The sequence below is a fragment of the Furfurilactobacillus curtus genome (assembly GCF_054657915.1).
Genome location: NZ_BAAHXU010000001.1, coordinates 677,789 through 702,532 on the forward strand (window position 1 = coordinate 677,789; position 24,744 = coordinate 702,532).

A 24,744-nucleotide genomic window follows, 5' to 3' on the forward strand; every position below is an offset into this window, starting at 1 on the left:
TTTTACAAGGTTATTCACTATCAACCAATTAACCTGTTTATTCTGCGAGGATCCTTGACAAAGCCGTTTTGAATTCAAGCGACAGCAAACAAGGACAGCTGGTGATCAGCGCCCAGCTACGACTCACCACGTTGCTGGCGATTTGCCTCGCCTTGGTGCCGGTGTTGACGCCGTTGCGAACGAGCTGATTCTCTTTGCTCAACCCGCTTATCTTGTTGCGCTTTTCGCTTAATTGCGTTTTTGATCTGGTGCTTATAACCAGGTTTAACCTTCTTCTTCTTTTTCTTGACCAAGCCAACAAGGGTTGGATCTAATTTAGCATGCGTGGCTGTTCGCTGCTGGCGTCGATTACGATCGTAAGAATCGACAATCTCACCATTTCGAATCGTCTTCGGCTTAAACGTCACCCCAAGTTGCTCAATTTCAGCGATTCGGTCTTCTTCGCCAGGTTGATACAGCGTGATTGCAATCCCAGGCATCCCATTACGGCCTGTCCGGCCGACACGATGAATGAAGAAATCCAAGTCCGCCGGAATGCCATCATTGATGACGTGTGAAACACCCTTGATATCGATTCCTCGGGCGGCCAAATCTGTCGCGACGACGTACTGATACTCTAAATTCTGAACCTGTTTCATGACCCGTTTACGTTCACGAGCTGGCACATCCCCAGAAATCATTGCAACTTTCAGCCCCTGACCCTTCAGATAGGCAGTCAATTCAGCTGTCCGCTGCTTAGTATTACAAAAAATCAGAACCAAGTATGGTTCACCCATCGTCAATAAGTTATAGATGAGCTCATTTTTTTGCTGACTCTTTGTCGAAATTAACCAGTTATCAATTGTCGGACTAATAATTGAAGTCACCGGAATTTCTTCAATGACCGGATTGGTCAGATACTTGCGCAAAAACGGCTGCAATTTCTGTGGGATTGTCGCAGAAAAGACCAACATTTGTAAATCTTTTGGTAAGGCCCCCGCAATGTGGTCAACATCATTTAAAAAGCCCATATCTAAAGTCATGTCAGCCTCATCGACCACAAATTGGTGCGCCGTATGCAAGTCGAGATCATGCTCATCCATGAAATCACGCAGACGTCCCGGCGTCCCAATCACAATTTGCGGTTGATGCTTCTCTAATTGCCGTTCTTGGCGAGCTCGATCCGTACCACCGACATATTTAGCAATCCGAATCGGTTGGTTGAAATGCTCAGCCAACTGTTTCGCGTCGGCATAAATCTGATTCGCGAGTTCTCGTGATGGCGTTGCAATAATGGTTTGAACTTCGTTAGCTTCTAAATCTAAGCGGTTGAAGATTGGTAACAGGAAAGCATGCGTCTTCCCACTTCCAGTCTGGGATTGACCGATCACTGACCGGCCTGCCAAAATCACCGGAATTAGCTTAGCCTGAACCGGTGTTGGCTGAACAAAATCGATGTCTTTTAAGGCCGCTAATAACTCCGGCCGCAGTTGTAAATCTGTAAAGGTTTCTGTCATATCGTCTCCTTAAAATCGGCGGTTAATTGCTCTAGCTGGGCGATCATTTGATTAGCCTCGTTGAGATCTTGAGCCTTGGCACCACTGGCCAGCGGATGCCCACCGCCGTGATGTTGCCGAGCCAATCCATTAATCTGAGGTCCCTTGGAACGCAAACGAACACGATAACTGTGATCATCTTGCTCCTCAAAAATTGCCCAAGTCTTGACAGTCGCAATCTTACCTAGCATCGGGACCAAACTAGCGGTCCCAGCGTCACCTAGTTCAAACGATTTAATCGTTGCGTCACTTAAAATCACATGGGCCGCTCCAACTTCTGACACGTGGACCTGTTCATATAAATAAGCGGTCAATCGCGCAACTGGTAAAGTCATTTCGTCCTCGTGTTGATTGATAGTTACCGCGTCAATCCCAGTGGCCATCAACTGCGCGGTAACCGTCATCGTATGGGGGGTTGTATCTGAATACAAGAAACGCCCTGTGTCCCCGACAATCCCAGCATATAAAGCCGCAGCAGCCACTTTGTCAATCGAAAGTTCAAAGCGATTAGCAAAGTCCGTCACCATTTCTGATGTTGAGGAAGCAGTCTCATTCACCCAGCTAAGATCACCAAAAGGTTCATCATCAGGATGGTGATCGATTTTGATCACTTCTTGCCCACGCCGCCATCGCTGATCGTCAACTCGCGGCTCGTTGGCAGTATCTAACACCAAGATAAGTGCTTCGTCAAACAATTCATCACTAACGGACTCCATTTCACCCAACCAAGCCAATCCTGGGACTTGTTTGCCAACGATGTAAATCTGCTTGGTTGGAAATGCCGCCTGTAAAATTGTCGCTAACCCCACTTGTGAACCAACCGCATCTGGGTCTGGTCGTTGATGACGATGAATCATGATAATTTGTTTACGTTTAATTTCCTCAAAAATTACTTTTTGAACATCCATGCATGAATCCCCTCTTGTCAATCTGGTATCTGCAAGTATAACGAAGTGCCGCGTCGATTACAAAGTGCATCCGGTGCCATGGACCTCAAAAAGCCTTGGACGAGGCCGGCGAGAACAACGGCAAACTTAAATTTTCAAATGTTAAAGGATCAAGATTGGTCATCGTAATTCCCAACAAACGGACCCCCTTAGTTAAATCAGCCGTGGCGTCAAACAAATCTTTAGCAACCTCATACAATTGAGTCGCCATATTTTCGTAGTACTCGGCCTGCGTTTGTCGTTTCGTCACCGTATTGAAGTCGGCATCTCTAACTTTGAGAACAATCGTTTTACCATGACGCTGCTGTGCATTTAGATGCGCCGTCAAGTCGTTCGCTAAATGTTGCAATTGATCGCTGACATCCGTTTCATTGGTCAAGGGTTGATCGAATGTCTCTTCACGGCCAATCGATTTACGCGTGCGTTGCCATTCAACTGGACGATCATCACTACCACGAACGTGCCGATATAATCCATAACCTAGTTTACCGAAATGCTGAATCAAATCAGTCTCAGACCAGGTCAACAAATCTGCGCCCGTTAAAATATCTAAATCATGCATCTTCGGAACTGTTTTTTTGCCTACGCCGCGAAATTTTTCAATCGGTAATGGTGCCAAAAACCGCTCCGCATCTCCAGGCAAAACGACGGTGACCCCCACGGGCTTCGCATAGTCAGAAGCAAGTTTAGCTAGAAATTTGTTATAAGAAACGCCAGTGGAGCAGGTTAAATGAACCTTATCCCAAATCTCTGTTTGTAATTTATGCGCCAATGCAACGGCCGATTTAAAGTTCTGCTTATTCCGAGTGACATCTAGATAGGCTTCATCAAAGGCAATCGGCTCAATATGATCGGTGTACTCATGAAAAATTTCGTGAATCTGAGCAGAAATTGCCCGATATTTTGGAAAATCTGGTCGTTTAAATACCGCTTGGGGCGCTAATTTTTGCGCTTCATTAGCCGCCATAGCTGAATGAACACCTAACGCTCGGGCCCGATAGTTAGCCGTCGTCACCACCCCATGTCCACCCGTTTGCCGCGGATCACGGGCAATAATCAATGGTTGCGTTTTTAATTGTGGCTCATCACGCTCTTCAATAGAAGCGTAGAAAGCATCCATATCCACATGAATGATTTTCCGGCTGGCATCGACCCGCACCGGAATTTGAATGAAGGCCGCCATTGTCAACTCTCCTCGCGCTAGCTTGATAAGCCTATTTTAGCAAACATATGTTCTCTTCACCAGCGATCCCTAGTTAAATCAAAAAAAGATCATCGCAGAATACGATGATCGCAGATAATTCACATAATTAAACTTACCTAACAGCTAGTTAGCCTGACTGTCACTAGCTTCACTTGCTGTGTCACTAGCACTGGTCACCGTCGTCGAGTCTGCAGCAGAATCAACAACGCTATCTACGGCGCTTGTGGCTTCGCTGGCTGGAGTTGCTGAAGCAGCGCTAGCCGTAGTAGTTGTCGCTGGTGCAACTGCTGTCGCTGGCGTTTCAACGTGGTGAATCGCTTGTTGATCAAATGGTAAGTAAATACCATCTACGTCAATTGTCACAATTTTTTTAGCAGCATCCATTGAATCGATAATTCCATGTAGGCCACCAATGGTGACCACATGATCGCCAATGTGCATGCCATTCATCATTTCTTTACGTTGTTCTTGTTGCTTGCGGTTAGGCCGCAAGATGAAAAAATAAAAGACCCCAACAAACAAAACAACCATCAAAACGGTGCTCCAAAGACTACCACCAGCGGCGCCACTTGCACCCATCAAATCGAAATTCACTAAACTTGTCAATTCATCCACCTCATTTAATTTACTCTGTAGAGTACTGTACCAAACTTACGAACCCTTGCCAAATGGATTCCGTTGATTAAGCCTCTGGTTTTGATAGGCCTAAGTGCTCATAAGCCGCCGTAGTCACCATTCGACCCCGAGGCGTCCGTTTAATCAGCCCCACCTGTAATAAATATGGTTCATACACTTCTGCAATTGTATCTGCCTCTTCACCAATATTGGCTGCCAAAGTCGTTAACCCTACTGGTCCACCATTGTAATACTTAATCATGGTTGCCAATAGCTTTAGGTCCACTTCATCTAGTCCCCAGTCATCTACGCCCAACACAGTTAAGGCATGATCGACCATCGGTGCATCAATTGCCGACTGGCCGGCGACTTCAGCAAAGTCGCGGACCCGTTTTAATAAGCGGTTAGCAATTCGCGGTGTGCCTCGTGAGCGACGTGCAATTTCATGAGCCCCCGCCTTCACGATCTGGGTAGCTAAAATATCCGCAGAACGTAGCGTAATCTCTTCTAAATCAGCCGTCGTGTAATAATCCATGTGTTCCACAATCCCGAAACGGTCCCGAAGTGGCGCCGATAATAATCCTGCTCTAGTTGTGGCCCCAATCAAGGTAAATGGCGGCAGTGGGAAATGAACGGGGTGAGCGGTTGGCCCCTGCCCCACGACAATATCAATAAAAAAGTCTTCCATCGCCGAATACAACATTTCTTCGACAATTTTAGGTAAGCGATGAATTTCATCAATGAATAAAATATCCCCAGGTTGTAGTTCATTTAGTAGGGCAATGACATCTCCAGGCCGTTCAATCGCCGGCCCGCTAGTCGTCTTGATTTGAACATGCATCTCATTAGCAATGACCATCGCTAAGGTGGTTTTACCTAAACCAGGCGGTCCATATAACAAGACATGGTCCAAAGATTCTTCCCGACTGGTCGCTGCGCTAATATACACGTTTAACTGTTGTTTAACCGCATCTTGCCCAATGTATTGAGCCAGCGTCGTCGGACGCAAGGACCGTTCCAATGAGGCCTCTTGGTCATCCATGGGTTGCGTTGACATTAATTCATCGTCCACGATCCAGCTCCTCTCTTACTCATGATATCCTCAGCTACGCATGGGTCAACTCTCGCAAGGCAGCACTCAGATACTGATCAGTCGTTAACTGATCTAAGTTCGCCAACTTGTTCGAGACGCGCTTAACCTCACGACTACTGTACCCTAAAGCTGTCAAGGCGGCCAGTGCGTCGTCTAAAGCGTCGTTATCTGAAACGTTAACTGATGACGCAGCTACTGGTGTTATTCCTAGATCAGCCAACTTACCGGCTAAGTCTAAGACGATTTGTTGCGCCGTTTTTTTGCCTATTCCGGGAAATTTGGTCAAAAAAGTAACATCATTCGTTTCAATCGCGTTCACGAGGCCATCATGGTCCTCATTAGCTAAGATGGCTAGCGCACTCTTAGGTCCGATTCCAGAAACGTTCAACAGTTTTAAGAAAAGACGTTTTTCTGCTTGATCAACAAACCCAAATAAACTCACTTCGGTTTCCCGAATCGCCTGATGAACGTAAATTCGGATTGACGTCTCCATATCGACTTGGAAGCGGTAAGGATTGGCGGTTTGAATCAAATATCCCGTCCCATTAACTTCCAAAACGACATGGGTGGGTGTAACTTCCGTAATTTGACCAACTAGATATTCATACATACTGTGACCCTTTCATGAGCTAATTAAAATTCATGTTCATCAAATTCAGCCCAAGACTCATGAGAATCTTGAATCCGCTTAAACATTTTTTCCATGTCGGCATTAGTAAAATGAACCAAAACTGGTCGCCCATGGGGACAATTAAATGGGTTCTCCGTTTGACTCAAGTCATGTAATAAAGCTTTGGCCTGGCGCTCATCTAAGTGATGATTGGCCTTGATTGATCGTTTACAGCTCATCATAATGGCCGTTTTTTCGCGAAATTTAGCAACGGTTAGCTGTCGATCACTGAGCACCCAGTCAACCATTTCACGAATCGTAGACGCTTCTTGCCCTTCAATAAACCACGTTGGATGCTGCCGGACAATAAAAGAATTATGTCCAAATGGCGACAAAAACAAACCCAATTGCTCTAATTGTGGTTTTGCTGCCGTGATCTTCAACACATCGCTGGTCGGATAATCTAACACAATGGGGACCAATAAATCTTGAAGATTGCGAGCAACTTCACCGATTTTAACACGATAGAACTCATATTTAATCCGCTCTTGGGCTGCATGCTGATCAATTAGGTACAAACCATCGGCTGCTTGGGCGAATAAAAATGTACCGTGCATTTGACCGATATAAGAAAGGGTTGGGAACCGTTGCCCAGTCTGCTCTTGATCCTCAGGTAACATTTCCATCGTTTTAGGTTGACTCGGTTTCAAAGAATCACTCATTGGCTCATCATCAAACGGTTCCACTGGTTCAGCTTGATAGCGTGCCTCAAAATCCACCACTGGTTGGCTGGCTATCTCCTCACGATGGTGTACCACAATTGGCGTTAATACTTGCTTTGGCAACGCGTCAGGTAGTGGCGGTGTGGAGGCAGCCGCCTCGGATTGAGCAAAAGTTGCACCACTTGAAACTGGTGACACTGGTCGGACTGCTACGCTTTCGTCATGAAGCGTTGACGCTTCGGTCAGTCGGCTGGCAACTTGATCGGCGTCAAATTGCACCGTTCCCGTCAGATTTTGATAGGCATCAGGAATTAGGTTTTCCTGTGCCAATCGTTGATATACAACCTGGTCAATCAACTTGACCAGTTGAGGTTCTTTACTCAAACGAACCTCTTGTTTAGTCGGATGCACATTCACATCAACTAAAAAAGGATCCATCTGTAAGTTGATTACCGCTAGTGGATACCGACCAACCATCAGCTTAGAACCATATCCTTTAATGAGTGCTTTAGTTATCTGGCTATTGCGAATCGCCCGTCCGTTAATCAATACCGTCAAATAATTTCTCGAAGCACGTGTTAATTCGGGGCGGGAAACAAAGCCAGCCAAGGTAAAGTCGGCGTCTTCCCCCTTAATTTCGACCATTTTACGCGCGGTTTGAACGCCGTAAATTCCCGCAATCACCTGTTGCAAATCACCGCGGCCCGCCGTTCTAAGTAATTCATGACCGTTGTGTTGTAAACTAATCGCGACTTCTGGATGGCCTAAGGCGATTCGATTAACAACATCCACGATGTTAGCTAATTCAGTTTGTGCGGATTTTAAATATTTCAACCGCGCCGGTGTATTAAAGAATAAGTCGCTGACCGTTACCTCAGTGCCAGGTCGAGCCTGTGCTGCCGTGTGACTAACTAATTGTCCACCCTTGAAATGTACTTGGCTACCTGCACCGACGCCAGTAGCCGTCTTTAACCATACATCCGCGACCGAGGCAATACTTGGTAACGCCTCGCCTCTAAAACCTAACGAGTGTACGCGAAACAAATCTGCCCGTGAACTAATTTTGCTGGTCGCATGTCGGGCAAAGGCTAGCTCAACTTCTTCATCATCGATACCACTACCATCATCAATCACTTGAATCGTTTTTAAACCGGATGCTTCGATCAACACATCCACAGTGGTCGCATGCGCATCAATCGAATTTTCCACGAGTTCTTTCACTACTGACGCAGGGCGTTCAACGACTTCACCGGCCGCAATTTGATCAGCCAAAACGCTTGCTAAAGCTTGAATTTTGCTCATTGCTTGACCTCTTACCTCTATTTCAATTGTTGCTGAATTTCATAAAACTTATTCATCACATCCATCGGTGTCATCGCCATCAAATTCATCGACTTTAAGTCAGCCAAAATCTTTGCTGTCGTTGGGTCCTGACTTGGTGTGTCAAATAAGGCTAATTGCGTCGACTGCGTTTCATCTAACGGCAGTACATCAGTAGCTGGCTCAGTCAATGGTTGATCAACATCTACTGGCATCGGGTTTTCTCCGGCGTTTGCTTCGAGCTGTTGCAATATTGTGCTGGCCCGCGCCAACAATTTTTCTGGCATCCCCGCTAGTTTAGCCACGTGAATCCCATACGACTTATCAGCCGGGCCTGGTTGGATCTGATGTAAGAATACTAGTTCACCATTTTCCTCGACCGCTCCGACATGAATATTTTTCAACCCCGTCAATTCATTCGATAACCCTGTCAATTCATGATAATGCGTTGAAAATAACGTTTTCGCATGGACATGATCGTGCACATATTCAATGATCGCTTGGGCTAAGGCCATCCCATCATAAGTTGCAGTACCCCGACCAATTTCATCAAACAACAGCAAACTATTTGCGGTGGCATGTGCCAAAGCATCATTAGCTTCCTGCATTTCAACCATAAACGTGGAATTTCCGGAGATTAGGTCATCAGCGGCCCCGATGCGGGTGAAAATTTGATCAAAAATTGGTATCATTGCCGATTTTGCTGGCACAAAACTTCCCATCTGAGCTAAAACGACGGTAAGTGCCAATTGGCGCATATAGGTACTCTTTCCTGACATGTTGGGACCAGTAATCAGTAGAATAGCTGTCTGTTCATCCATCCGTACGTCATTGGGGACGTAGGCTTGTTTGCCCAATGCTTTTTCCACTACAGGGTGCCGGCCCGATTCGATTTCTAAATCATGTCCATCCGTTAAAGTTGGCCGGCTGAACCGATAATTTTCGGCGACCACGGCAAAACTCTGCAGTACGTCTAAGCTGGCCAATGTTTTTGCCAGACGCTGCAAGCGAGCAATGGCAGCTTTCACCACCTCGCGAATTTTAGTGAACAGCTGATATTCTAGAGCAGTCGACTTCGTTTGGGCTTCCAAAATGAGTTGCTCTTTTTCTTTTAATTCTGGAGTCGCAAAACGCTCAGCATTCGTCAATGTTTGTTTGCGTTCATAGCGATCCTCGGGCAATTTACTCAAATTGGCTTTGGTGACTTCGATGTAATAGCCAAACACCCGATTGTAGCCAATCTTTAACGTGCTAATTCCAGTCGCTGCTCGTTCCTTAGCTTCCAGTTCGGCAATCCATTGTTTTCCATTGGCCATTGCATCTCGATAAGCGTCCAATTGTTTGTCGTAACCGTCTTTGATCACATCACCATCCGTCACAGAAATCGGTGGTTCATCATCAATGGCCCGTTCAATCAATTCAGCCACATCATCCACCGGATCTAAATGGGCCAACATCTCGCCAAAGACCTGATCGTCCAGTTCTTGCAAAACGTACTTAATTTTCGGGACCTGTTGAAGTGAGGTCTTCAACTGGATCAAGTCACGCCCATTCACACTGCCGAAAGCGACCCGACCGGCCAATCGTTCCAGATCATATACTTTAGTTAATTCATCTTGTAAGTTCGAGCGTTCAAAATAATGATCTAATAATGACTGTACTTTATCTTGACGGGCGATGATTTCACTTTGTGACAACAGTGGCCGGTCTAACCATTGCTTCAATAAACGTCCACCCATCGCGGTTTTCGTCTCGTCCATTAACCACAACAGTGTGCCCGAACGTTTGCCAGTTCGAATATTCACTGAAAGCTCTAGGTTGCGTTTTGCATAATGATCCATCTTCAAATAATAGGACGGTTCATAGGCAATTGCTCGCTGCAAGTGAGCTAGACTGCGCTTTTGGGTCGACTCCATGTAAGTCAATAATAGAGAAACAGCATTATTTTCTGCTTGATCGTCTAAATCTTGCGTTAGAAAACTTAATTCTGCATTCGCTGCTACAGCCGTATCTTGTTGTGAAACTAAGATTCCTAATGGTTTAAACCGCGCGCGAATCGACTCATCAATCGTGTCATTAACAACCACTTCTTTTGCTTCAACCGCCATGATCTCATTCATGACTGCTTCAATGGTGGTTAAATTAGCCGTCTTCAATTCACCAGTCGATACATCCGTATAAGCAAACCCAAACTGATGCTCGTGTTGAACCATCCCAGCAAGATAGTTATTGTCCTTCGCACCACTGATCCCCGTCTGCATCCGAGTCCCTGGGGTAACAAGTTGGATAACTTCTCGTTTAACCATCCCCTTAGCTAGGGTGGGATCTTCCATTTGTTCACAAATGGCCACCTTATAACCATGATCAACTAAGATATCAATATAATTTTGAACTGCATGATGTGGAACTCCACACATCGGAATTGGGTCCGCTGCATTATGGTTACGTGCCGTTAGGGTTAATTCTAGCAGCTGTGATCCTTTCACTGCATCGTCGTTAAACAATTCATAAAAATCACCGATCCGATAAAACAAAAAAGCATCCGGATATTGATCCTTAATCTCCTGATACTGCTTCATCATCGGGGTTTCCATACTCTCTTGCGCCGATTTTTTGGCCATTCAATAAACTCCTTTTGATCGATAATAACTACTTATGGAGAGGTTGTTATCGAATTTCGCACTGAAACAATGAGATAATTTTAACATTTTTTTGCTCAACTGTCTGAGTTGACCTCATAGGTCTCAGTCCGTCTGAGTGTAAATCAACAATAAAGTAGCCGACACTCCTAAAATGAGAATGTCGGCTACTTTATTGAACTAAAACAATATTTAGAAATTTTATTTCGCGTATTCAACGGCACGCGTTTCACGGATGACCGTCACCTTAATGTGGCCGGGATAGTCAAGATCACTTTCAATCTCATTCTTAACATCTCTGGCAATCACAGCTGCCTGCAAATCATCAACATTTTGTGGCTTTACAATGACGCGAACTTCTCTACCAGCCTGAATCGCATAGCTTTGAGCCACACCTTCGTGGCTGTTTGCAATTTCCTCTAATTGTTTCAATCGTTGGATATAATTTTCTAGTGATTCTGAACGAGCCCCCGGTCGCGCTGATGAAATTGCATCAGCGGCCCCCACTAACACGGCAATAATCGAAGTTGGTTCTACATCACCATGATGTGAAGCGATTGTATTAATCACAACTGGGTTTTCGTGATACTTCGTGGCCAATTCAACTCCCAGCTCCACATGGGAACCTTCGACCTCATGATCCACTGCCTTACCAATATCGTGTAATAATCCTGCGCGCTTCGCCAGCGCAACATCCTCACCAAGCTCGGCGGCCATTACAGCCGTCAATTTTGCAACTTCAATTGAGTGATTTAAAACATTCTGACCATAGCTAGTCCGATAGTTCATCCGACCGATGATCTTAATTAAATCAGGGTTCATCGCCCGAATCCCCAAGTCAAAGACGGTCTGTTCACCAATTTCACGGATCTTCTCATCCATTTCACGGCGGGCTTTCTCCACCATTTCTTCGATCCTAGCTGGATGAATCCGACCATCGGCAATTAGCTTCTCTAACGCCAATTTAGCAATTTCGCGCCGAACTGGATCAAATCCACTCAACACGACTGCTTCTGGAGTGTCATCGATAATCAAATCGATTCCGGTCAACGTTTCAAGCGTTCGAATATTTCGACCTTCACGACCGATAATTCGACCCTTCATATCATCATTTGGCAAAGTGACGACCGTAACCGTGTTGTCTGAGACCGTGTCCGCGACACTGCGCTGAATAGCCGCCACAATCAAATTCTTGGCTTCTTTGTCAGCACTGGCCTTAGCTTCCTCTTCACTTTCCTTAATGAGAACAGCCCGCTCATGAGCTAACTCACTCTTGGTTTCCTCAATAATCAAATCACGAGCTTCATCTTGTGAGAGATCAGCCACGCGCTGCACTTCTTGTTGTCGCTTATCGATGAGATCTGTTGCTGCTTGTTGTTGCTGTTGGACAACCTCGCGATCGCGACTCAACTGTTCCTCTTTGGCGGTTAGCTGAGTCTCACGTTTTTCAAACGTATTATCTTTTCGATCTAGAGCCTCTTCACGTTGCAATAACCGGTCTTCTTGCTTTTGAACCTCTGCGCGTCGTTCTTTCAATTCGGTCTCGACGTCGGTTCGATACTTATGACTCTCTTCACGAGCCTCAAGCAAAGCTTCTTTCTTGGCTGTCTTTGCGTCCTGATTGGCTTTTTCGAGAATTGCCCCCGCTGACTTTGTTGCATCTTCAATGTCACGAGCTTGACGTTGTTTAGCAATCGTTAAGCCAGCGTATAAACCAGCAATAACTGCGATGAGCACGAGGATGATGGTTACTATGACCATTAAAATTCCCGCCCTTCATCAAAAAATGGCTGACCGTTAAGCCAGCCGCAAACTAATTACAGATGTTTGTATTGGTTCATTACACATTGCTAGTTTACTGATCTTCAGGGCAACTGTCAACATAAGCAGTGCTTTCGTTTGAATCGCTATGCCCTCATTTAGCCCAACCTAACTGCGGCGAATCGCCAGTAATCGATTAAAGGCGTAACTAATCAGTAAGCAAATGAGCGTTAAAATCAAGCTTGTCACAATTGAATTTCCCGGCGCGTGATAACGAAAATGACCATCAAAGCCATACATCAAACGTAATAATGCTCCGGCCCAAGAGTTATAGAAGGCATTTGACGTATTGCCGACTGACGCCAATGTAATAGCGATTAGACCGGCACCCGCACAAGGAACTGCAATTAACGTGACCACTTTCCATCGCCAGTTCAACAACGCTAGAATTGCCCCCGCCATCATACCAGCCGCGATAAGCAGGACAAGGGTACTTAAATCACGCCCCCAAAACCACCAAATATCACTGACGCCATGTGCTGTAAATGAGCCAAATTCAAGGCGACCATAGGCTTGATACGTTTTAAGTCCGAGCGGTTGGGCAATCGTTAATCGATAAAGAACGTTTAAGACCGAAACCAGACCCGCATAGGTTAATAAACTGGCTAATTTTGCCCACCAATAAGTTCTTCGTGTGATGCCATTTTGAATTAAAACGGTGAAGCCACGATAAACCATGCCACTTGCAATGAAAAACAATATTTGCATGGCAAATTGAGGAAATAAACTAGCTAGATATTGGCTTGGCGCCAGCGCTGATTGACGACCAGTCAGTAACAGACTCAATAACGTCGGCAACCACCAGATACCAGCAAAGATGCCTAAATAAGCGTAACCCAACAGACTTGCATCGTGTCGTAAACGATACTGATAGACCGGTTTAAACTTCATGATGATCCTCCGTTAACGCAACAAACAGCTGTTGTAAATCCAGTGCTTCTTTTGTTACCCCAGCGGGTAAGTCCAGTGTCCCAGCCGTGGTTACGACCGCTTGCGTTTGCTTACCAAATTGATGGGTTCGTAATGTCGTTACAGTGGGCAAAAAAGCAGCCATCGTTTCTTTAGGACCACTTAACTGATATGAACGGGCCAATAAATCTTCCGCTGCTTCCGCAACTAAAATGCGCCCTTGATCCATCACAATAACTTGGTTTAACAGTCCAGAAATTTCTTCGATAAGATGCGTTGCAATGACAAATGTACGGGGATGCTGTGCGTAGGTCTCAATCAGTGATTGATAAAATAAATCCCGATGACTAGCGTCCAGTCCTAATACCGGTTCGTCCAGTAAGATATAGTCGGCTGGGACGCATAACGCAACGATGTCCTTAAAAATGGTGCGATAGCCGGTCGATAAACCACCAAATCGAGCGTTCACATCTAAATCAAAGGCTTTGGCTAATCGTTCCGCCAACTTGTCATCAAAAGAGCCATACAACGCGGTAGTTAGCTTAAATAAATCACTCACCCGCTCCCGACTCGGATATAAATTATCCTCACTCATCAGATAAAGATGCTGTAGGGTTCGATCCGACTGAGCCAATGCCTGCCCATCAATGGTCACCTTACCTTGGCTAGGGAGGACACGATTGGCCATAATATTCAATAAAGTACTTTTTCCAGCACCATTACGGCCGAGTAAACCATAGATCATGCCAGGCTGGATTGTTAAATTCAAGTCATGTAATCGGTCATGCCGACCAGCCGTTTTAGTCAGATTTGTAACATTGATTGTCATTTAATGCCGTACCCCCGTTCGATCAACGCGGCGAGTTCTGCCTCAGTCAAACCAATCTGTTTGGCAGCCTCTACAAGTGGCGACACTTGTTGTTCGAAAAAGTCAGTTCGTCGGTTAAAGGTCACCCGTTCTCTGGCTCCATCTAGCACAAACATTCCCATACCACGTCGCTTTTCTAAAACTTTTCGGTCAACGAGAATATTCATCCCCTTCAAAACCGTCGCGGGATTAATGTGAAATTCTCGCGAAATGGCAGTTGTAGATGGCACTTGTTCGCCAGCATCATAAGTCCCACTTAAAATGGCCTCTTCAATTTGTTCAGCCACCTGCAAATAAAGGGGCGTGGTGCCGTCAAAGTCAAAGTGCATGTTTTCATCTCCAACCACTAGACAATAAAAGTTCTGCTTTAGCAAAAAGAATAAGCGACGTCTTCGATCACGTCAATCTAAAATCAAGGTAACACCTGGACTAAAACCATACTCGAGCTAATGGACTTATGCCCTGAAATTAGTGCTTAAGCCTCCACCCGTTCTTTAGGAATAACTAAGCGAATGTATAGCGCAACGGTAATCCAGTAGTAAATTGCATACATGGCGCAGAATCCCAAAATAATCCAGCCAATTATCGCATATGGATCCAATAGGAGTCCCTTAAACATCCGTAAACCAAATAAGACATCAACAATTCCAAGTACACCTGGAATTGCAAACAAGGTCAGTACCTCACCACGCACAGCCGAGCGCATTAACTGCTGGCGTGCACCAATTCTATTTAACATCTTGTAGCGTACAACATCTTTTGTTGCTCCCGACAAAATCTTAAACATTAAGCAGCTAGCCATCATTGCTAAGAATGCAAAGCCGAGGAAAAAGCCCATAAATTCCATTCCACCAAACATGGAATTAAAGAATTGATACCACTCAAAAGTACCTACCATTTGACTGGCATCCTGAGCAAAACGTTGTTGCTGAGTCTTAACGAGCTGCGTTAACAATGGTTGATTGCGTTGACTCGTTAAATCATCAACTTTGACCAACGTAACATGGTGCGTTGGTGCTTCTAATCGATTAAATGCTGATTGACTCACGACTTCACTGATCTGTTGCCCTTTTTTCGGAACTAAGCTAGCGAATTCTGGTTGATTCACGCCATCCGCTTTCAATTGAGCAATCGAAAGTGTCTCAAGTTGTCGCTGACCGTTCGTCTCGCCTGTTGTTTTAGCGATCTTAAATGGCTGTTTTAAAAATTCTTGTTCGGAGTAATAAACTTTTTGACCAACAATCTTTTGCGTATAGGTTACCTGCTTAGCATCATCCAATTGATTCATTTGTCGCTGTTGTTTAGGACTAGCATCATTAATAGCGACCGCATAAGCGCCCACTGATCTAGCCATTTGGGGAACCTGTCGATGCAGTTGAGTTCCAACACTGATCGCCCCTAACGCCAATGCAAATAGTAAAGAGACGATGGTTAAAATACGAGTATAGCTTTGAATTCGGAACATAATTTGCCCCAAAGTGAAATTGTGTAAGGCATGGTTAGCAAAGTTAGACCGCTTTAATAGTTGAATTATACCAATGACTAAACCATTAAACAGAAAGTAAGTACCTGTTGTAATTGTCACCAAAGCAATTGGAATGGCCGAAAGTTGCAGTACATTAATTTTCGCCATCGCTAAATAACCACTACCAAGTAACAGGACGCCACCGATAATCTCTAAAGCCTGAACCATCGGCTGATTGCGTGGTACAAATGCTTGATCATCACTATGCAACAACGTTAAAACAGGCGTTTTGACCAGCTTAGCCAAGTTGAACAGCGCAGCGATTAAAAACAAGCCAACAAATAAGCAAAGTGTCGTAACGATGGCTGGTCCATAGATCACACTAAAGTGTTTGACCGTCAAATCCAGCTGCCTAAACAGTAATCCTGACAAGCCGGCACTTAAGCCAATACCTACGACAATTCCAATAATCGTGGCCACAATTCCTAGCAGAAGTGTTTCAAGCACGACAAGCTGGCCAATCCGATTTTTCTTAGCACCCAGCATCATGAACAGGCCATAATCATGTTGACGCATACTAAGTAGGAAGGAATTTGCATATCCCAAATAAACAACGGTAATGATCATCAATAAGACCATACCAAATTTAAATACTTGACCGGCCACATTAATGGTCGTGTTGGCATTGATAAAGGCTTGATTTGTTGCTAAGTTAGCGAACATATAAAAGATTGCCGAGGAGATCACTAGTCCCGTCAAGAGCACTAGATAATCTTTTAGTCGATGCTTAATGCCCGCGAGCGCGAGTTTTGTTAACATATTTGCGCCCTCCTATTTGTCAAATGTGCCAAGCTGATCAAGAATTTGTTGATAAAATATTTTCCGCGTCGCATCACCGCGAACGAGCTGGTCATTAATCTGTCCGTCTGCAATGAACATAATCCGATCACAGAAACTGGCCGAAAAAGGATCGTGGGTGACAAGTAAGACAGATACATGCTGCTTCTTGTTGATATCTGTCAACAAATCCAATAAATCGCGCGCCGATTTTGAATCAAGGGCTCCAGTTGGTTCGTCACCCATTACAATAGCCGGATGATGCACAATCGCACGGGCAGCGGCCACACGTTGTTTCTGTCCACCAGACAATTCAGCTGGATATTTATCTAACAGGTTGGCAATTGATAGGCTATATGCAACTTCTTCAACCGCCTTGCGGATTTCTTGTTTTGCTCGTCCCTGTAATGATAACGGTAACCCAATGTTTTCGCGGGCCGTTAAACTCTCCAGTAAATTGAAATCTTGAAAGATAAACCCGATTTCTTCGGAACGAAAATCTGATAATGACTTGCCCCGATACTGAGTGATTTCCTTGCCATTGACCTCAACGCTGCCACTAGTGGGTGTATCTAATGTTGACAACAAATTTAGCAATGTCGTCTTACCAGAACCTGAAGCGCCCATGATGCCGACAAACTCTCCCTCAGCAACCGTCAGATCGATTCCTTTTAAAGCCTCATATTGCGTTTCATTTTTGCGTCCATATGTCTTGTGTAGATCAGCAACTTTAACAACTGGTGTCATTTGCATAAATGATTCCTCCCTCGGTTACCTATATGGTTAATTACTTGTGTAACTAACCATATAGGTAACCCACCAAAAAGTCAACTCATTCATTCATAAATTCCCCTTAATCTATGCGTTGGCTCGCAGGTCCTCGCTACAGTCGATCGCCCCCTACATCTGTTAAAAAACTTAGTTAGCACCGATCGCAAAAAAAACGCTGCCGAATTTGGCAGCGAATTTTTTGATCGATCATTTAAACATCGAGAGATGTTTCACTCTCTTTTGACTTAGTTTTACTCTTATTAGCTTTACTATCGTCAGTCGTCGCCTTTTCATTATCAGACGTATCCGTCTCTTCAGCAACGCCATCCATGTGATAAGCCTGGCGGACTTTATCATAAATTTCTTGACGCATTTGTTCATGTTCGGCTGCTTCTAAATAAGCTTTAACGTTTTCGCGCCCTTGCCCGATTCGTTCGCCATTATAGGCGTACCAAGCACCAGATTTGTCAACAATATCCTTGTCAACTGCCATATCTAGCAATTCCCCAGATTGAGAAATCCCATGTCCATACATGATGTCAACTTCGGCCACTTTAAACGGTGAAGCCACCTTGTTTTTCACCACTTTAATCCGGGTTCGATTCCCCATCACTTCCGTGCCATCCTTTATTTGTTCAGCACGGCGAACTTCAAGACGAACAGTTGCATAAAACTTCAATGCTCGACCACCAGGTGTCGTTTCAGGGTTACCAAACATAACCCCAACTTTTTCCCGAATCTGGTTGATAAAGATCGCAATCGTCTTGGTTTTGTTAATTGTTCCTGATAATTTACGCAACGCTTGGGACATCAAACGAGCCTGTAGTCCAACGTGAGCGTCACCCATTTCGCCTTCAATTTCAGCCCGAGGCACCAGTGCCGCCACTGAGTCAATGACAACAATATCAATGGCACCGGATGAAACCAGTGCATCAGTAATCTCTAAACCTTGTTCACCCGTATCCGGTTGCGATAACAATAAGTCGTCAACATTGACGCCAAGTGCTTCAGCATACTGAGCATCAAGCGCGTTTTCAGCGTCAATGTACGCAGCCGTACCGCCCTGCTTCTGTACTTCGGCAACAGCATGTAGCGCAATTGTCGTCTTACCGGACGATTCAGGTCCGTACACTTCTACAATTCGGCCACGGGGAAAACCACCGACGCCAAGTGCATCATCTAACTTTAATGATCCCGAAGAAATCGTTGAAATTTGCGTGTTGGCATTTTCACCCAACCGCATGATAGATCCCTTACCAAAATTCTTTTCAATCTTCTTTAACGCAGCATCTAATGCTGTCTGACGTGCATCAGCCAAGGGCAGATCCTCCTTTAATCACGTAACCTAGTGACCCAATCATACCGATTCAATTCAACAAAATCAAGCAAAAAGCGAACAAAAGTTCGTATTATTTTTCAGTTGGCAATGATCGTAAAATTAAATTCAATCCATTCATTACTGCCCGCCGGCGATTCAATTGGCGATCATCACTAAAATGAAATTCACGTGCGATCACCGGCTGATTTAGCATTGAAAGTCCAATCCACACAGTGCCCGCCGGCTGACCTTCCAATGCCTCAGGACCAGCTACACCAGTAAACGAAATGCCAATATCTGTTTTTAACACGTGGCGCGCTTGTTGAGCCATCGCCTTGGCTGTCGCTTCACTTACCACCCCATGAGCCGCAATCGTCGCTTGGGGAACCCCAATTAGTTGTGTTTTTGCAGCGGCAGCATAAGTCACAAAGCCACCGGGAAAAATGGCCGAAACACCGGGAACTTCACCAATGGTGCTTTGAAATAACCCAGCGGTTAAACTCTCTGCCGCCGTCAAGGTCAAATTAGCCTTAATGAGCCGCTTTATCACGACTTCGACCAGACTATTATCATCTCCGTAACCATACAAAAAATCGCCAACTCGGGCCTTAACCTGTTGTTCAAGTTCATCTAAGCGCGCTTCATTGGTTTGGATAGAAGGGCCCGACGCCGTTAGCCGTAATGTCACCTCTGCGTCCTTAGCATAAGTGGCCAATGTTGGATTTGTTTGTTCACTGATCAAATCATCCAATTTTCGTGCCAATGCTGCTTCGCCGATGCCAAAAAAGCGTAACACACGAGAAGTTAAATGGTCTAATTGCAAATAAGTCTGTTTTAAAAGCGGCACTACTTCTGAGGAAAACATCGCCATCAATTCGCGTGGTGGCCCCGGCAACACCAAAAAATCGGCCCAATTTTCTTGGTGAATGAAATCGCCAACTGCCATTCCGGTAGGATTTGATAATGGGTGGCCCCCACTAATATACAGAGCTTGTAGACGATCGCTATCTCCCATCAATCGATCGGACTGTTGATAGTGCAATTTTATTTTTTTTATGGCAATCTCATCTTCGACTAGCGTTCTGTCAAGATGCCGTGCCACAATTTGCTTCGTTAGATCATCTTTCGTTGGTCCTAGGCCGCCCATCACCACAACTAGGTCACTGCGTTGTTCTGCCAGCGACACAGCATCATCCAATCGCGGGCCATTATCACCGACAACCTGCTGATGGAACACTGAGATACCAAGGTCAGCTAAACCACGCGCAACATAGCTCGCATTTGTGTTATCAATTTGTCCAAGTAAGATCTCCGTGCCCACTGCAATAATCTCTGCCTGCATGTTTCTCCCTCCGACTAAACCCATTGAACAAAGTTTACATACGTATAAACTACCGAAAAGACATTTATAGTCATTATAAAGCTTTTTCTCGTGTTTCTCGCAATTGTTCGCCTAAATCTATAAGTCTCAAAGACTCCTTTTCACGCCAACAAGCCCGCGAAAAAAGTAAAATCTAAATTTTGATCTCAGGCCGAATCAAATACGATCACAAGGCAGATTGATCTTGCTCTTATATTAAAAGTGTGGAAATTAGTCAAATAACGCATAGTCTTAAAAAACGAATTTCAAACGATGAATAAACCATCATCATTCGAAATTCGTCTTGAATACTCGTCACTGCCTAATTTTATGTGCGTTTCCGTTTTGCTTAGAAACTAGCTTTCTTTTGGTCTGTTAAGAGCTACTTAAAGCCATCACCGAAAACACTGCGATTCTGAACAAAATAATCAATCCCAGAGTAGATGGTGAAGAACAGACAAGTGTACAGCAAAATCCCAGCCATCGGCAGATGAATATTATTGAAGAAAACATTATTCAGCAATAATAAGATGATCGCTAACATCTGTGTCGTGGTCTTAATCTTGCCCGGATAGGCGGCTGCCATCACAGTACCGTTGTTTTCAACAATCAATAACCGTAGGCCAGTAATCGCCAGTTCACGACAAACAATAATTGCAATAACCCAGGCCGGTGCCTTTCCCATTTCAATGAGGACAACAAACGCAGTCATCACAAGCATTTTATCGGCCAATGGATCAGCAAATTTGCCAAAATTGGTAACTAAATGTTGCCCGCGGGCGATTTTGCCATCTAGCAGGTCGGTGAGTGAGGCCACGATAAAGATCACCGTGGCGATGACATTCACTAATGGAATGGTCGTCCCCAACCAAATAACACTACCCCAATGGAACGGGACAGCCAAAATGATTAAGAAAATGGGAATTAAAATAATCCGAAAAACAGTTAATTTATTTGGTAAATTCACGAGTTAACCTCCAAGCAAAAAGTGCACCGCTCTCACTTAAGAGTAGGTACACTGCTCATTTCTATTTGGCCGCACTGGTAGCCGATTGCAATTGTAACGTCAAGACTCCAGTTGTGCCGGTTCCTTTAGTCAGATCAACTGCCTTGCCATTAATCGTTACCTTTGTCGCTGTCCGATTCCCAAAGGAAACACTAACACCAGTTGTTCCTGCTGGTAATGTTAATTCTTTATTCGTTCCGGTTGTAACGGTACCGACGTATAGTGCCCGACCACCTGTTGGCGTAACTTGGATCCAAGAGTCAGCGCCCTTTGCTGTAATCGCAAGTTTGTTAGTCGCAGGTGCATTTTCAACTCGGTATGTGGCATTGGCACCAGTCGTTGTCACTGGAACCAAAGTTTGTTTTGTATTTGCTTTAGTCGTCTCACTACTGGAAGAGCTTGAGCTCGACCGATTTGTCGAAGATGATGATTTATGTGAACTAGCCGACTCAGTTTTGCTGGAACTAACGGCCACATGACTGCTCGAGACTGCACTATTATTGCTCGACTGACGACCACTACGAACAGCGAATGCCCAGATTGTCCCTAAGATAATCACCACGATCACACTCACAATAATAATTGGCAGTAAACTACGTAAGCGATCCAATCCGGAGCTTTCTTGGCCGATTTTAGCGGTCTTAGGTTCACGAGTAGCAGGCTGTTCTTCGGTAACCGGCATTACATTTGTCGCAGCAGCCTGCGGCAATTGATCATTGTAATCCCTTAATAATTCATCCCCATCCAAGCCCACTGTTTGCGCATACTGTTTAATAAACGCACGCACGTAAAAATCGCCTGGCAGTTCATCGAATTGGCCATCTTCAATCGCAATTAAATATCGTCGTTGAATTTTGGTCGCTTGTTGGACATCATCTATCGTTAAACCTTTTTCACTGCGCGCTTCTTGCAGTTTTTGACCAATCGTTGGTGTTTCATCACTCATAACGTTAAAACTCCATTTATTTTAAAATACGACGCAAGCCGCTATATTGAGTATAGCATACCGAAAAGCCGATGTTCTGTATCGTCAAAAACCGCAAGGATTTTTAAAGATTACTGTTGGTTTCATCGGTTGGTAAAATATCAAATACACTAATACCAGCCGACTGAATCAGTTGAATGCCAACAGATTGAACATCTGCCAATGTCATCGACTGAAGTATTGTCATTTCATCCATTAAATTGGCCTGGTCGAATAAGCGACCTTCGTAAGCATTGGCAATTGCTTCCACCGAATTCATCATCATAATATGATGACCAATTGCTTCCCGTTTAACCAGTTCAAACTGTCGACTAGCTTGCTGATCAGTCAAATAATCGTCTGTGTGTTCAAGAACTGAAATAATCGCTTCCGAAAAAGCATTTGGATTAGTGGTATCGCTACTGATGGTCAGGAAATGAAATCCCCGCTCTAATGAAAAATCATAGTCAAAGCTATCATCAATAATGCCTTGATCGTACAAACTTAAATATGTTGGGCTAGTATCCGCAAATAAAATATCTAATAACATCGTCGCCGCCATGCGATATTTCAAACCTGCCCGCCCTAATGGCACCTCGTCTAAACCACGCAAACCAACAATTGATTTTGGCATGGTCACATCTAGATGACGGCTTCGATATGGCAAAATTTCCGTCGCATCGGCATTTTCAATCACGGTTCGATTGATCGGCTCTGATGCTGGAAATTCCTTAGTCGCTTGGTTTTCACGAATCCAGCTCATCATCTCATTTGGTTCAAAGCCACCTACGATAAATAAATTCATATTGGATGGATGATAGAACGTTCGGTACGTTGTCATGAGTTGATCAGCAGTGATGTGACTAATCGAATCAACTGTTCCCGCAATGTCGATATGTACGGGTTCAGTTGGATATAAATTGCCAACGATGCCCATAAATAATTGCCAATTAGGATCATCGTCATACATTTGAATTTCTTGTCCAATAATGCCTTTTTCCTTATCCACAGTTGCCGAAGTGAAATAAGGTGTTTGAACAAAGTCCAATAAGACATTTAGATTTTCGTGCAGATGCCGACTGGCAGAAAACAGATAACTCGTTCGAGTAAAACTGGTGAATGCGTTAGCATCTGCACCAAACTCACCGAATAAATCAAACGCATCATGATCAGCCTTCTCAAACATTTTGTGCTCCAAGAAATGGGCGACGCCATCTGGGATCGTCATCACTTGATCACTGCCTCGTGGCACAAACATACGATCTGTTGATCCAAAGTCAGTCGTCAAGACAGCATAAGTTTTATGAAAACCAGTCTTTGGTAATAGTTGAACTAATAACCCATTTGCCAGTGTTTCCTCAAACAACGTTTCTCCTAGTTGTTGATACTCGAGTCTCTCCAAGGCTAGCCTCCCTAATTCGTCAATAAATACACGGTTGCTAGCGTGGCCAAACGCGCAACCATCGTGACATCGGCGGGTGTCACTGCGTTAATGCCATTCACCCAATCCGCAACTGAAACCGTTTGTCCGGACAAATCATCAAGTAACTGACTACCAATCACCACCCGTGGGCTGTCTTGGGCCGCCTCTCGCGCATTAATGAGCGTTTCTTGAACTTGATGGAACCGCTGATCGCTGAACCGTCCCTCTGTCAGGTCAGCAAGTTGTTGAGCTATAATCGATTGAACCTGCTCAGCCTGTCGTCCGTCAATGCCAGTTTGAACCGTTAACGTTTGATTGAAAAAGTTGACACTAGAATTAGCATAATAAGCTAAACTATGTTTTTCTCGCACATTAGTGAATAGCAATGATAATGGCGTTCCCCCAAATAAACCATTGAAAACTTGCGCTGGATAATACAGAGCTTGACCATAATCTACAGGAAAATGATAAATCAAATCTAACTTTGCTTGCGTTAAACTTTCATGTTTGACGGCAGATTTTACCGATACCGCTGGTTTATTATGATAAAAAAGACCGCTAATAGCTGGGGTCCGATCCGGTAATTGGAGTTTTGTGGCCGCTGTCCTAGCGCTAGCTTCCTCAACATCTCCGAGTACATAAATATGAACCTCATCGTCCGTTACCATCTGCTGATACACATTGAACACTTCACTAGCAGTCAAACTAGCCACATCACTCAATCGCCCAGCACTCGGATAACCGGCAACAACCTCACCAAAGTGGAGTCGTTGAGCGGCTAATCGTGCGGCCAAGGCTTTATCTTCATCAACCGCCCGCAAAGCGACGGCTAAATTGTGTTGCTGCCGGGCAAACGTAACCGAATCAAAGGCTGGTAAACCGTTCTGTAACAAAGGGCGATTAATAACCTCATTCAAAAAATCAAAACCTGCTGTTAATAAATCCGGTTGGTCCGCCAAGTAACGTCCATTAGGCACTGTTAAGGCAAATTGAAATTGGGCTTGCTCACCGTTTTTAGTCACATTCGTACTGTAATTAGCGCCGTACATATCACTCAAAACACTAGCTAAGTCCGTTTGTGTGGGATACGCTGCCGTACTCGTCTCTAGCAGATCAGCCAGCAATGAACGCGCGGTTAACGTGGACAGCGATGCCGGTGAACTAAAGGTAACTAACGTGCTAATCGTTTTAAATTGGGTTGTTGGCAGAACGGTCAAATGAACGCCCGCTGCTAAATCAATGGTCATCAATCCCGCCTACCTTTCATCTTCATTGTCATTGATTCATCTTAGCTGAAAATGCGTGGGAACACAATGC

Annotated in this window: 20 protein-coding genes; all 20 read right to left on the minus strand. The window is 44.7% G+C overall.

What is annotated here, in order from left to right:
• Positions 1-116: 116 nt before the first annotated feature.
• Positions 117-1,496, minus strand: coding sequence for a DEAD/DEAH box helicase (locus ACYQ0Y_RS03525; RefSeq protein ID WP_407883590.1), 1,380 nt, complete (start codon positions 1,494-1,496; stop codon positions 117-119).
• Positions 1,493-2,443, minus strand: a complete 951-nt coding sequence (locus ACYQ0Y_RS03530; protein WP_407883592.1) for a DHH family phosphoesterase — start codon at positions 2,441-2,443, stop codon at positions 1,493-1,495. Before ACYQ0Y_RS03530 ends, ACYQ0Y_RS03525 begins: the two co-directional genes overlap by 4 nt.
• Positions 2,444-2,528: 85 nt before the next feature.
• Positions 2,529-3,665, minus strand: a complete 1,137-nt coding sequence (gene dinB, locus ACYQ0Y_RS03535; RefSeq protein ID WP_407883594.1) for a DNA polymerase IV — start codon at positions 3,663-3,665, stop codon at positions 2,529-2,531.
• Between the two features lie 144 nt (positions 3,666-3,809).
• A complete protein-coding gene (gene yajC, locus ACYQ0Y_RS03540) occupies positions 3,810-4,292 on the minus strand; it encodes a preprotein translocase subunit YajC (RefSeq protein ID WP_407883596.1) in 483 nt (160 codons plus the stop codon).
• A gap of 76 nt (positions 4,293-4,368) precedes the next feature.
• On the minus strand, positions 4,369-5,376 hold the full coding sequence (gene ruvB, locus ACYQ0Y_RS03545; protein ID WP_407884021.1) for a Holliday junction branch migration DNA helicase RuvB: 1,008 nt from the start codon (positions 5,374-5,376) through the stop codon (positions 4,369-4,371).
• 31 nt (positions 5,377-5,407) lie between these two features.
• The gene (ruvA, locus tag ACYQ0Y_RS03550) at positions 5,408-6,004 is read right to left on the minus strand and encodes a Holliday junction branch migration protein RuvA (protein ID WP_407883597.1); all 597 of its coding nucleotides are present in this window, start codon (positions 6,002-6,004) and stop codon (positions 5,408-5,410) included.
• A 23-nt stretch (positions 6,005-6,027) separates the two neighbouring features.
• Positions 6,028-8,028 (minus strand): DNA mismatch repair endonuclease MutL, encoded by a 2,001-nt coding sequence (gene mutL / locus ACYQ0Y_RS03555; protein ID WP_407883599.1) that lies wholly within the window; start codon positions 8,026-8,028, stop codon positions 6,028-6,030.
• 17 nt (positions 8,029-8,045) lie between these two features.
• Positions 8,046-10,667 (minus strand): DNA mismatch repair protein MutS, encoded by a 2,622-nt coding sequence (gene mutS, locus ACYQ0Y_RS03560; RefSeq protein ID WP_407883601.1) that lies wholly within the window; start codon positions 10,665-10,667, stop codon positions 8,046-8,048.
• Between the two features lie 219 nt (positions 10,668-10,886).
• Positions 10,887-12,446, minus strand: a complete 1,560-nt coding sequence (rny, locus tag ACYQ0Y_RS03565) for a ribonuclease Y (RefSeq protein ID WP_407883603.1) — start codon at positions 12,444-12,446, stop codon at positions 10,887-10,889.
• A gap of 168 nt (positions 12,447-12,614) precedes the next feature.
• Entirely contained in the window at positions 12,615-13,397 is a 783-nt protein-coding gene (locus ACYQ0Y_RS03570; RefSeq protein WP_407883605.1) for a hypothetical protein, read from the minus strand.
• Positions 13,387-14,244, minus strand: a complete 858-nt coding sequence (locus ACYQ0Y_RS03575; RefSeq protein ID WP_407883607.1) for an ATP-binding cassette domain-containing protein — start codon at positions 14,242-14,244, stop codon at positions 13,387-13,389. Before ACYQ0Y_RS03575 ends, ACYQ0Y_RS03570 begins: the two co-directional genes overlap by 11 nt.
• Positions 14,241-14,612, minus strand: a complete 372-nt coding sequence (locus ACYQ0Y_RS03580; protein ID WP_407883609.1) for a GntR family transcriptional regulator — start codon at positions 14,610-14,612, stop codon at positions 14,241-14,243. Before ACYQ0Y_RS03580 ends, ACYQ0Y_RS03575 begins: the two co-directional genes overlap by 4 nt.
• 146 nt (positions 14,613-14,758) lie before the next feature.
• Entirely contained in the window at positions 14,759-16,567 is a 1,809-nt protein-coding gene (locus tag ACYQ0Y_RS03585) for an FtsX-like permease family protein (protein ID WP_407883611.1), read from the minus strand.
• A gap of 12 nt (positions 16,568-16,579) precedes the next feature.
• A complete protein-coding gene (locus ACYQ0Y_RS03590; RefSeq protein ID WP_407883613.1) occupies positions 16,580-17,338 on the minus strand; it encodes an ABC transporter ATP-binding protein in 759 nt (252 codons plus the stop codon).
• 229 nt (positions 17,339-17,567) lie between these two features.
• Complete coding sequence (gene recA, locus ACYQ0Y_RS03595; protein ID WP_407883615.1) at positions 17,568-18,674, minus strand: recombinase RecA; 1,107 nt, start codon at positions 18,672-18,674, stop codon at positions 17,568-17,570.
• Between the two features lie 91 nt (positions 18,675-18,765).
• The gene (locus tag ACYQ0Y_RS03600) at positions 18,766-20,016 is read right to left on the minus strand and encodes a competence/damage-inducible protein A (protein ID WP_407883617.1); all 1,251 of its coding nucleotides are present in this window, start codon (positions 20,014-20,016) and stop codon (positions 18,766-18,768) included.
• Between the two features lie 400 nt (positions 20,017-20,416).
• Positions 20,417-21,001 carry a CDP-diacylglycerol--glycerol-3-phosphate 3-phosphatidyltransferase gene (pgsA, locus tag ACYQ0Y_RS03605; protein ID WP_407883619.1) on the minus strand — a complete coding sequence of 195 codons (585 nt, stop codon included), beginning with the start codon at positions 20,999-21,001 and terminating at the stop codon, positions 20,417-20,419.
• 61 nt (positions 21,002-21,062) lie between these two features.
• A complete protein-coding gene (locus ACYQ0Y_RS03610; protein WP_407883621.1) occupies positions 21,063-21,986 on the minus strand; it encodes a helix-turn-helix domain-containing protein in 924 nt (307 codons plus the stop codon).
• 103 nt (positions 21,987-22,089) lie between these two features.
• On the minus strand, positions 22,090-23,406 hold the full coding sequence (yfmH, locus tag ACYQ0Y_RS03615) for an EF-P 5-aminopentanol modification-associated protein YfmH (protein ID WP_407883623.1): 1,317 nt from the start codon (positions 23,404-23,406) through the stop codon (positions 22,090-22,092).
• 11 nt (positions 23,407-23,417) lie between these two features.
• Positions 23,418-24,674, minus strand: coding sequence for an EF-P 5-aminopentanol modification-associated protein YfmF (yfmF, locus tag ACYQ0Y_RS03620; protein ID WP_407883624.1), 1,257 nt, complete (start codon positions 24,672-24,674; stop codon positions 23,418-23,420).
• Positions 24,675-24,744 lie beyond the last annotated feature (70 nt).

Excerpts from the sequence above, each read along its gene's own strand:
- ACYQ0Y_RS03610 (WP_407883621.1), bottom strand. The coding sequence starts at position 21,986 with ATGAGTGATGAAACACCAACGATTGGTCAAAAACTGCAAGAAGCGCGC.
- ACYQ0Y_RS03600 (WP_407883617.1), bottom strand. The coding sequence starts at position 20,016 with ATGCAGGCAGAGATTATTGCAGTGGGCACGGAGATCTTACTTGGACAA.
- yfmF (WP_407883624.1), bottom strand. The coding sequence starts at position 24,674 with ATGACCATTGATTTAGCAGCGGGCGTTCATTTGACCGTTCTGCCAACA.
- ACYQ0Y_RS03585 (WP_407883611.1), bottom strand. The coding sequence starts at position 16,567 with ATGTTAACAAAACTCGCGCTCGCGGGCATTAAGCATCGACTAAAAGAT.
- ACYQ0Y_RS03530 (WP_407883592.1), bottom strand. The coding sequence starts at position 2,443 with ATGGATGTTCAAAAAGTAATTTTTGAGGAAATTAAACGTAAACAAATT.
- ACYQ0Y_RS03525 (WP_407883590.1), bottom strand. The coding sequence starts at position 1,496 with ATGACAGAAACCTTTACAGATTTACAACTGCGGCCGGAGTTATTAGCG.
- ACYQ0Y_RS03570 (WP_407883605.1), bottom strand. The coding sequence starts at position 13,397 with ATGAAGTTTAAACCGGTCTATCAGTATCGTTTACGACACGATGCAAGT.
- mutS (WP_407883601.1), bottom strand. The coding sequence starts at position 10,667 with ATGGCCAAAAAATCGGCGCAAGAGAGTATGGAAACCCCGATGATGAAG.
- ruvA (WP_407883597.1), bottom strand. The coding sequence starts at position 6,004 with ATGTATGAATATCTAGTTGGTCAAATTACGGAAGTTACACCCACCCAT.
- ACYQ0Y_RS03590 (WP_407883613.1), bottom strand. The coding sequence starts at position 17,338 with ATGCAAATGACACCAGTTGTTAAAGTTGCTGATCTACACAAGACATAT.
- mutL (WP_407883599.1), bottom strand. The coding sequence starts at position 8,028 with ATGAGCAAAATTCAAGCTTTAGCAAGCGTTTTGGCTGATCAAATTGCG.
- rny (WP_407883603.1), bottom strand. The coding sequence starts at position 12,446 with ATGGTCATAGTAACCATCATCCTCGTGCTCATCGCAGTTATTGCTGGT.
- ACYQ0Y_RS03575 (WP_407883607.1), bottom strand. The coding sequence starts at position 14,244 with ATGACAATCAATGTTACAAATCTGACTAAAACGGCTGGTCGGCATGAC.
- ACYQ0Y_RS03580 (WP_407883609.1), bottom strand. The coding sequence starts at position 14,612 with ATGCACTTTGACTTTGACGGCACCACGCCCCTTTATTTGCAGGTGGCT.
- dinB (WP_407883594.1), bottom strand. The coding sequence starts at position 3,665 with ATGGCGGCCTTCATTCAAATTCCGGTGCGGGTCGATGCCAGCCGGAAA.